This window comes from Nocardia sp. NPDC052566, assembly GCF_044547285.1.
In the GTDB taxonomy this organism is placed as follows: domain Bacteria; phylum Actinomycetota; class Actinomycetes; order Mycobacteriales; family Mycobacteriaceae; genus Nocardia.
Window position 1 is genome coordinate 791,796 of record NZ_JBIUAF010000003.1, and the last position, 8,866, is coordinate 800,661.

Annotated in this window: 8 protein-coding genes; 4 read left to right on the plus strand and 4 right to left on the minus strand. The window is 66.1% G+C overall.

Features of this window, described 5'->3' with window-relative positions; all coding sequences use genetic code 11:
* Window positions 1-14: 14 nt before the first annotated feature.
* Window positions 15-563 carry a helix-turn-helix domain-containing protein gene (locus ACIG5A_RS17750; protein WP_397241275.1) on the minus strand — a complete coding sequence of 183 codons (549 nt, stop codon included), beginning with the start codon at window positions 561-563 and terminating at the stop codon, window positions 15-17.
* A 67-nt stretch (window positions 564-630) separates the two neighbouring features.
* Between ACIG5A_RS17750 and ACIG5A_RS17755 the strand changes: the two genes are divergently transcribed.
* Entirely contained in the window at window positions 631-1,599 is a 969-nt protein-coding gene (locus ACIG5A_RS17755) for an alpha/beta hydrolase family protein (protein WP_397241276.1), read from the plus strand.
* A 399-nt stretch (window positions 1,600-1,998) separates the two neighbouring features.
* Here the strand turns inward: ACIG5A_RS17755 and ACIG5A_RS17760 are convergent, their stop codons facing one another.
* Both ACIG5A_RS17760 and ACIG5A_RS17765 read right to left on the minus strand, forming a co-directional pair.
* On the minus strand, window positions 1,999-2,766 hold the full coding sequence (locus tag ACIG5A_RS17760; protein WP_397241277.1) for a class I SAM-dependent methyltransferase: 768 nt from the start codon (window positions 2,764-2,766) through the stop codon (window positions 1,999-2,001).
* 83 nt (window positions 2,767-2,849) lie between these two features.
* A complete protein-coding gene (locus ACIG5A_RS17765) occupies window positions 2,850-3,350 on the minus strand; it encodes a DNA-directed RNA polymerase subunit beta (RefSeq protein WP_397241278.1) in 501 nt (166 codons plus the stop codon).
* Window positions 3,351-3,729: 379 nt separating this feature from the next.
* On the opposite strand from ACIG5A_RS17765, the gene ACIG5A_RS17770 reads away from it, so the two are divergent.
* The 3 genes from ACIG5A_RS17770 to ACIG5A_RS17780 all read left to right on the plus strand — a co-directional run bounded on the left by ACIG5A_RS17770 (window position 3,730) and on the right by ACIG5A_RS17780 (window position 7,211).
* Window positions 3,730-4,011, plus strand: a complete 282-nt coding sequence (locus ACIG5A_RS17770; RefSeq protein ID WP_397241279.1) for a PLD nuclease N-terminal domain-containing protein — start codon at window positions 3,730-3,732, stop codon at window positions 4,009-4,011.
* A gap of 213 nt (window positions 4,012-4,224) precedes the next feature.
* Window positions 4,225-6,423 (plus strand): hypothetical protein, encoded by a 2,199-nt coding sequence (locus tag ACIG5A_RS17775; protein WP_397241280.1) that lies wholly within the window; start codon window positions 4,225-4,227, stop codon window positions 6,421-6,423.
* Window positions 6,420-7,211, plus strand: coding sequence for an ESX secretion-associated protein EspG (locus tag ACIG5A_RS17780; protein ID WP_397241281.1), 792 nt, complete (start codon window positions 6,420-6,422; stop codon window positions 7,209-7,211). Before ACIG5A_RS17775 ends, ACIG5A_RS17780 begins: the two co-directional genes overlap by 4 nt.
* Before the next feature lie 15 nt (window positions 7,212-7,226).
* On the opposite strand, the gene ACIG5A_RS17785 is transcribed toward ACIG5A_RS17780, so the two are convergent.
* Window positions 7,227-8,741 carry a hypothetical protein gene (locus ACIG5A_RS17785; RefSeq protein WP_397241282.1) on the minus strand — a complete coding sequence of 505 codons (1,515 nt, stop codon included), beginning with the start codon at window positions 8,739-8,741 and terminating at the stop codon, window positions 7,227-7,229.
* Between the last annotated feature and the right edge of the window lie 125 nt (window positions 8,742-8,866).

Here is an 8,866-nt window from a genome sequence, read left to right on the forward strand (position 1 = left end):
TACCGGGCGCTTTGCTATGCGCCGGGTTCGGCCTGCGGCTGCCCGATCGGGAACTGAATCGGGCTGAGCAGGTACTGTCTGCGGTCCGGCGCGGCCGCATTGGCCAGGCGGGGGATGATGGCCGCGCGAAGATCGTCGATCAGCGCGGTGAGCTCGTCGCGGCTGAGCCAGATCGAGTGCTGCCGGTAGCCGACGAGATCGGCTGCCGGGTCGGCGTTTTCGGTATCGAGATAGGCGTTGAACTCGGCGAGCAGGGTGGCCATGGCCGAGGCGAAGATATGCCGGTGGTCGGCGGTGGTCGCGGTCGCGGCCAGTTCGGGATCGATCACCGCGCGGTCGCGGCGCAGCCGGTAGTGACGCTCCACCGCGCCGCGGATCCGTTGTTCGTCGGCGACCTCGAGCACGCCGTTGGCGGCGAGCAGTTCGACGTGCCGGTACACGGTGGCCTTGGAGACATCGGGCAGACGGGCGCACAACTGTGCGGTGGTGAGGATCTGCTCGCCCGACATGGCGTGCACGATCCGCAGTCGCACCGGGTGCACCAGCAGCTCCATCGTGTCCATTTACGAATGTTCTCACAACTGATAACGTTCTCAAAGTCGAGAATGATTGCTTCGCAGGAGGACCGCAATGGGACAGATCGATGTGGCGACGTGGCAGCCCGCGGCGTACATGGACGTGACGACCTTCGAGGAGCGGGAGGTGACGCTGGATGTGGGTGCGCTGCCGGTGGCCGCGTCGCTGAGCATCCCGCGCGGCGCCGGGCCGCATCCGGCCGCGGTTCTGCTCAGTGGCGGCGGCCCGTTCGACCGCGATGCGACGGTCGGGCCGAACAAGACGCTCAAGGATCTCGCGTGGGGGCTGGCGAGTCGTGGCATCGCGGTGCTGCGGTTCGACAAGGCGAGCTTCACGCACGCCGCGGAGTTCTGGGGCACGCCCGGTGTCGTCGCGGCCGATGAATATGTGCCGTACGGTGTTTCGGCGATCGAGCTGCTGCGTGCGGAGCCCGCGGTCGATTCGGATCGGATCTTCGTGGCCGGGCACAGCATGGGTGGCAAGTTCGCGCCGCGGGTGGCCGAGGCCGCGCCGTCCGTCGCGGGAGTGGTGATCCTGGCCGGCGACACCGTGCCGATGCAGTGGGCAATGGTGCGGGTGGCCCGGTTGCTCGCCGAGATCGCGCCGGATACGCTCGCCGCGCTTCCGCCCATCGAGACCATGATCGAACAGGCGAAACTGGTGGACAGCCACGAACTTTCGGTGTCGACTCCGCCGTCCGACCTACCCTTCGGCGCGCCGGGCTCCTACTGGCTCGACCTGCGCGACTACGATCCGGTCGCCACCGCGGCGGCACTGAACACACCCATGCTCATCCTGCAGGGCGGCCGCGACTACAACGTGACGGTCGCCGACGATCTGGCGGGCTGGCAGGCGGGCCTCGGCGACAAGCCGGAGGTGACGATTCGGATCTACCCCGGCGAGGACCACATGTTCTACCGAGGCAGCGGGGTACCTCTGCCCGCGGATCTCGAACGCCCACAGCATGTCGACCGCGAGGTGATCGACGATATCGCCGACTGGCTGCACGCATCCGGTCGCTGACGGCTGGTCGACACTCCGGGTCGGGTCACACTGTGCGGCGAGGAACCGAGTCGCACCGACGCCGCCGCGGGCCGGGCCCGCATCCTGGTCGATCTCGCTACGGCAACGTTGCTGCCGAGCGATACCCAGCTCCGCCGCTGGATCGGTGACGTCGTTCCTTCCACCCGCGCCTTGTGCGCCTGACCATTCCAGGTGCCGAGGGGCGTATGGTGCTGTCTCCCTTCGTATTTCACTTTCCGATTTCTACGATGGGATAACCGTATGCCCGGGGTGGGTGGTCGAGCCCGAGTAGGCAACTACTCGAATCATGTTGCGGCCACGCGGAATACCTACGCAGTGTGTGCGTAGTTCTGGTCGAATTCGGTACCGATTACGCTTGCGTCCGGGGTCCGGGCGGAGCTACAGGACCGCGCGAATCACCGATGTCACCAGGGGCAGATCGAATTCGCCCCGCGCGGTCTCCGGAGTTGTGCGCAGGTAGGCGGTGATTCGGTCGAGTAGGACCGTGCGATCGCGCTCCGGGATGACCAGCGTGTGCGAGTGGGTGCCGATGGTCGCCGCGAGGGATTCCGCGGTGCGCCGCTGCGAATGCGCGAACACCGCACGATCGAAGCTCGGGAACAGGGGGTGGGGCGGCAAGGTGTCGGCGCCTTGGATCCCGGGCACCGATGCCGCCGTCTGGGTGAGGCGGTTGAGACCGGCGACCCAGGCGACCCTGACGTCGTTCTCGTTCCAGAGCGCCGCGAACACCCCGCCCGTGCGCAGCACGCGGGCGATTTCCGGGAAGGCGCGCTCCGGGTCGAACCAGTGGAAGGCCTGCCCGGCCAGCACCGCGTCCACCGACGCGTCGGGCAGTGGAATCGCCTCCGCCGTGCCGGGATGCGCGGTGACCTCCGGATGGCGGCGCAGCAGTTCGGCGCGCATCGCCTCGTCCGGTTCGACCGCGAGCACCGACGCGCCGACCGCGAGCAGGCCCTCGGTCAGCTTGCCGGTGCCTGCGCCGAGATCGAGCACGGTCGGGATGTGCTCGCTCGCAACCGGTTCCAGCGCCCACCGGATTCCGGCGGCCGGATAGTCCGGGCGATGTTCCGCGTAGTCGGCGGCATGCGGGCCGAATGACCTGGCCCGTCTGGCGCGCAGGCCGCGTTCGTCATTCGATTTCCGCATACGTCAACCCTACGGCCGGGGTGCCGGGCCGCATGGTGTGCCGCGGGTGAGGGGTACGGCGGCACACCATGCGCCGGACGCCGTCAGGCGGAGACCGTGGCGGCGGGTCGGGAGGTTCGGCGATCGGTGGAGTTGGCACGCTCGGCGCAGGAACGGACGGCGGCGACGATATCCAGGCCGGACGGGCGGGCATTGTCCCGCGGCGGCACCACCCACTGGCGGTAGCCGGTGCGCGCGTCGTCGGGGGAGGGGAGCGCGATCTCGCCGCCGATCGGCACGATCGACACGTTGAGCCGGAACAACTCGCCGAACACCTGCACGTCGTCGCGGACATCCGGACGGACCAGGAACGTCCACCGACCGGACCGAGCATGAGAGATGATCGGTCCCAACGCGATGCGTTTATGTAATAAGTCGTCGCGAACGCGTTGACCTAAGGTGGCCGGCATGGTGATCGCGCCGACGGCTCCCGCCTTGACGACGATCCGCCCGATCTCCGGATGAATCCCGGCGGGCAGGCCACAGGTGTGTCGGTAGAAGGCGCACCGAGACGTCGGTGTATCGGCGAACGCCAGTTGGTCCATGAGTGGGGCCTCGACTCGCATAGAAGTAGTGGTGCCGCGCCGAGCCTCGCCACATCGGCACCGTCAAGGCGCGTCTTCCAGTAGAGCATCGCCCGTTAGGGGCCGAAACATTCCGTTCGATTAGTTCACGTGAAAATATCTCGGGCGGAACAAGATTCGCGTTTGCGATCGCAGGATTGCGCATCCGATCAAGCGATCGGCGGCGGGGCGTGGGGTGCGCGCGATGCGCGGTCCGGCGGACGTGGCGACTCGGCCGGTCAGGTGGGTGATCCACGCCGGATAGTCCTCGAGTCGTACGCCCGAGGGCTGATATCGAGCAAGCAACTTCAGGGTTAATTACCGATGCGCGGTCGGTATGCGCCCATCTACCGTGGATGGCATGACAACGATCGCCCTCGCTTCCGCATCCAACCTGGCTGATGCCGGTGAAACCGCCGGTTCGATCGCCCTCGCCGTCTTCGCTATCGCCATCGCTCTCGGCGGGATCATTCTCTTCGTCGCCGGTTTGGTCAGCGCGCTACGCTCTCGCAACTATGCGACGGGCGGTAAGGCCATCTGGATCCTGCTCATGCTGGCCTTCCCGTTCCTCGGCCCGCTGGTCTGGTTCATCTGGGGCCGTAACTCCGCCATTCAAGCAGCTCCGCACACACCCGCCGCGTGATGATGGTTCTGCCACGGGGTCGTTGACGCAACGGTTGCCGGACGGCATTACATCGCTGAATTCTTGCCGGCGGGATGTTAGGAGTTGGTAAGGAATTGGCGCCGGCCACCTCGAACGACGCTCGAGGCGGTCAACTTTCGCCCACATGACCTAGACTCGGCCGAGGTTGCTGATGAGGTATGGGCGCCGTGTTGGCGTCGAAGGAGCGTCGACATGGCAAGTGGTCCGTCACCCTGGGCCGGTCTGAAAGATCAGGCGAAGCAGGGGAACATCTACGTGAATCCGAAGGCGGCGCTCGACTGCGCCAGTGCCTGTTCCGAGATGATCAGGCAGATCAAGCTTTTCAGCGGCGCCGCTGATGATGCGCATATCAAGGATGTCAGCCACTTCGGCGGTCTGAGTTCCGGGAAAGACCTGGCCGAGAAGTTCAACAAGAAGACCACGCAGCTGAAAGAGAACCTGGCGAAGCACGAGCAGAATCTCGCCGACCTCGTCGAGACGTTCAAGACCGCTGGTGCCAATTATATTGCGCAGGACGGTCTTTCGGCGGACGATCTCAGCAAATACCGTGATGCGACCAAGGAACTCGCCGACATTTCCTCGAGTCCAGGCCTGGGCGACCTGAAGTACAAGCCGCCGAAATACAACGAGGATCCGGATACGGATAGCTGGTACGAGAAATACAACTCCGACGGTCCCGCCAAACGTCCGGACTGGATGAAGACGTCGGCGGACGGCACGCTCGACGAGCAAGCCAAGAAGAAGCTGCCGGCGTTCAGACCCAAGTCCGGGGAGGTCGGCCCGAGTATCACCGGCATGGACGCGCCGACGATCGAGGTGGAGAACTGGAAGGGCATATCGATAGCCCGGCTCAATTTCCTCAAAGAGCACATCTACCACGAAACCGCGGGACAGGCCGGGGTGGTATTGGTCGACGTGGCGGATAAGCTCGGCGAGGCGGGCGAAGCGATGCACAAAAAGGTTGCCGCACTGACCAAAGACAATTGGCAAGGTTATGGCGGGGAGCAGGCCGTCAAGGCCATTGCCGGGTACAACGATAATTTCAAGTCATTGGGCGGCCAGGTGGCGCACGTCGGTGAGAATCTGAAATACGTTGCGCGGTGGCTGGCCATGACCGAGAGCCTCATGCCTTCGAATGGTGTCGGCGGGTTCTTCGGCAACTTTGCCCACATGCGCGATCAGGATGAATTCCGGTGGGCATTCCGTGACCATTACGTATTCGGACTGCAGCACTCGGACGCGGCATTCCCACCGCTGACGGATGCGCCCGCGCCGCCGGGGAACCTCCAGGCTATCCCGCCTGGCAAGCCTGGCGGTGCGGAGAAGCCCGGTGGTCCTGGTGCGCCTGGCGGTGCGGAGAAGCCGGGAGGTCCTGGTGCGCCCGGTGGTGCGGAGAAGCCCGGTGGTCCTGGTGCGCCCGGTGGTGCGGAGAAGCCCGGTGGTCCTGGTGCGCCCGGTGGTGCGGAGAAGCCCGGCGGTGGTGGGGGCTCGCCCGGCGGTGGTGGGGGCCTGCCCGGTGGTGGGGGCAAGGGGCAGCCTGGCGGTGCGGGCAAGCCCAAGGTGCCGCCGCTTCCGAACGATCCTGACCCCGGTTATGGCAAAGAGAAGCCCGGTGACAAGGATAAGCCCGGCGGTAAGGATAAGCCGGGTGATAAGGATAAGCCGGGTGATAAGGATAAGCCCGGTGACAAGGATAAGCCCGGTGACAAGGATAAGCCCGGTGACAAGGATAAGCCCGGTGACAAGGATAAGCCCGGCGACAAAGATAAGCCCGGCGGCAACGGGAATGGTAACGGTAACGGTAACGGCAACAACGGTAACGGAAATGGGAACGGCAACGTCCCGGATGTGCTCACGCCGCTGGTGACCGCGCTGACCAAGGGGCTGGAGGCCATTCCGAATCTGGCGCAGGCGATCGCACAGTTCCAGGCGCTGCACCCGTTTCCGGATTTCAACAAGTTCTTCGAGCAGTTCCCGCAGATCCGCGACATGATCGCGACCAATCCGGAATTGCGGCCGCTGGCCGACTTCATGCACATCCCGCCCAAGGAGCCCGTCCCCGGTCAGATCGTCCCGACCGAGGCGCGGCCGGTGCCCGCGGGTGGGTTGCCGCAGACGACACCCACCGGTGCGTCGAAACTGTTTCCGCGCGCGTCCGTTCCGTGGTTCGCGCCGCAACCACGGCTACCAAGCCTCGAAGAGTTCTTGACCGGGGTGATCGGTTCCGTGCCCGCGGCGCAACCGTCAGTGGTGCAGCTGCCAGGGATCGGGGCGGGCGCCGCCGCGGGCGCACCATCATGGGCCGGTCTGCCCGGCCTCGCCTCCGGCACCGAACCTGTTGCGGTCCAAGCGGATTCCCGGGGTGGGCATACCGTGGCGGCTGATTCGTGACCCGGGTGTGGGAGTTCACCGACGACGAGTTCGACGTGCTGTGGGAGCAGTACACCGGCGGCGACCTGCCGCCGAAACCGATGACCTACACCAGCCGGTTCGAGTTCCAGAGCGATTACGCGCGCAACGCTTGGGAGATCAGGCAGCGGCTGCGGGATACGCTGGACGGCTCGATCGCCGAGGTGCTCGAGGTCATCGCGCGTCCCGAGGTGCTGGTGCAGGCGATGGGCTGGTACGACCGCAACGAGGAGGATCCGCAGAAGTGGATCAGGGCGCGTGCCGTGCGCTCCGGGGCCAGCGGTTACATCCTGACGCAGCGTCCCGGTGAAACGGCCTGGCACAGCGGTGGTTTCACGATCACCGAGTGTGGCCCGCACGGCCTGGCCGATGCGATCGTCGCGACACTGCCGAACGTCGGCGCGGGCAAGCAGAAGAGTTTTCCGCTCGATGTCGGGCCGAAGGAGGAGGCGGAGCCGGTCGCGCGCGGTCTGGTGACAGAGCGGGTGAACCGGCCGACCATCGGCCCCACCGAACGGTTCTTCGATACCCCGGCCGATCGGACCGGTGTCATCAATGTCCGCCAGGGACATTCGAAGTTCGGTAGGCGCGGCATCCTCAAACAGACCCTGGTGTGGCGCGATCTACCCGATGACGGGCGCTACGTCATCGAGCTCGACGATGCGCCGATGGCGATCGGCATGGGTGCCGGGCAGCTGATGACGAAGGTCGACACGATGATCGCAGGCATCCTGTCCCGGCTCGAAACACACTGGGAAGTCATGGGTTAGCCCGAACGGGAACGATCACGGCGCGGTCTTGCCGAAATACAGCACATGCGTGCCGTGATCGATACCCGCGGCGCCGACCTGGCGCAGCCCGCTGTCGGGTAAACCGCTCAGCTTGGTGAACATCTGGTTGTTGCCGAACGCGGCACGCAGTTTCGCCTCGGTCGCATGGCCCGCCCCGTATTCGGCAAGGATGCCGAAGTCCAACGGCCGCAACGGGGTATCCAGCGGCGCCTGCCCGCTCGGCCTGCCGAGGCCCGCGTACTGGGTGGCGACACCGTTCTCGTACCAGCACAGTTCGTAGGCGACGTCGGCGGTCTGGGTCACGCTGATCACCGGCCAGTCGGTGGAAAGCCGCAGTGCCAGTGGGTGTTTCCCGAGCGGGGCCAACTCCCAGTTCATGCTCATCACGGTGACCCAGCCGCCGGACGGCGTATCGATCAGCACCACGTCGTCACCGAGCGTGTCCGCGGTGTTGAGCTCGGGATCGGTGATCTCCGGCCGCTTTTCGTCGGATCCGAGATAGGTGGCGCGATCGATCGGGTAGACGTCGTCGGTGCCGTAGGCGGCGATGATCGCCGCACGCAGCATCGCCGCGGCATTGCGACCGGGCAGCCGCACACAGAGCGCACCGAAGGTGCTGCCCATCTGTACCGGGTGTGCCGGCGGATCCGGTTCGGCGCCGGGCGCGAGCGGTCGCAATCCGACGAGGGCGAGCCGCCAGTTGATCTCCTCGACCGTCGACAGATCGCCCGAGGTCCGATAGAGGATCTGCTGCTGGGTCAGGTGCCCGGCCTGTTCGAGCGTGCGGCAGTTCAGCTCGGTCAGCGCGTTGAGCGCCTTGGGAGTGAGGTCGAGATCGCGAATACCGCACGCGCGCAAGCGGATCGACATATTCGTCGAGGTCATCGCCGCATAGCGTTCGCGGTACATCGCGATGGCCTGCTTGCGCGAGCGGCCGACCATGAGCGTGCGCAGCAGGGTGCTCAGGCTCTGCAGGTACTTGCCCGACAGCTCCGGCTGCGCCGCGGCGATCATGCTGCGGATCTGCGCCGCGTCCTCGGTGGCCGATACCGCCGCGTCCTGATCGAGCCTGCCGAGCCACACGCCGCACTTCGAGAGGCCGTCGGCGCACATGCCCGCGGCGGTGGGATATGTCTGTGCCACTTGACGATAGGTGTCGCAGGCGCGCCGGATCGTGCGGACCGTGAGATCGCGCCTGCCGCCGTTGCGGGCCGACTGCTCGAACAGTCGCAGCGCCTCGTTCACGTCACCGGCAAACCGCGCCGAAACCTGTCCGGCCGCCAGCCAGCGCAGCCGGATGGCGACCGCTTCCTCCGCAGGTCCGAGCGCCTCGCGTGTGCGATCGCGCCGACCGCCGACCCCGGTGGCGAGCAAGGCTTTCGCGAAATCGCACAGTGAGGTGGCGAGTTGGAGTTCGTGCTCCATCGTCCGATCGGTCGCCGCGTACCGATCCGCGGCGATCCGGCGCTCGATCGCATCCACGTCCATCGCGACCCTCGTTTCCCGCATGATCCTCCGCGTACCGCCACCGCATCCGCCTGGCCACCGAGTCTGTCACGGTTGCCGATCCGCCGCTACGGTATCGGTGCACCGCCCGCCCCGGTGACCACCCGGCGACCACGATGTCCGCACGT

What these genes read in the sequence shown, in the direction of transcription:
- ACIG5A_RS17750 (WP_397241275.1), bottom strand. Translation starts at nt 563, where the DNA reads ATGGACACGATGGAGCTGCTGGTGCACCCGGTGCGACTGCGGATCGTG.
- ACIG5A_RS17755 (WP_397241276.1), top strand. Translation starts at nt 631, where the DNA reads ATGGGACAGATCGATGTGGCGACGTGGCAGCCCGCGGCGTACATGGAC.
- ACIG5A_RS17760 (WP_397241277.1), bottom strand. Translation starts at nt 2,766, where the DNA reads ATGCGGAAATCGAATGACGAACGCGGCCTGCGCGCCAGACGGGCCAGG.
- ACIG5A_RS17765 (WP_397241278.1), bottom strand. Translation starts at nt 3,350, where the DNA reads ATGGACCAACTGGCGTTCGCCGATACACCGACGTCTCGGTGCGCCTTC.
- ACIG5A_RS17770 (WP_397241279.1), top strand. Translation starts at nt 3,730, where the DNA reads ATGACAACGATCGCCCTCGCTTCCGCATCCAACCTGGCTGATGCCGGT.
- ACIG5A_RS17775 (WP_397241280.1), top strand. Translation starts at nt 4,225, where the DNA reads ATGGCAAGTGGTCCGTCACCCTGGGCCGGTCTGAAAGATCAGGCGAAG.
- ACIG5A_RS17785 (WP_397241282.1), bottom strand. Translation starts at nt 8,741, where the DNA reads ATGCGGGAAACGAGGGTCGCGATGGACGTGGATGCGATCGAGCGCCGG.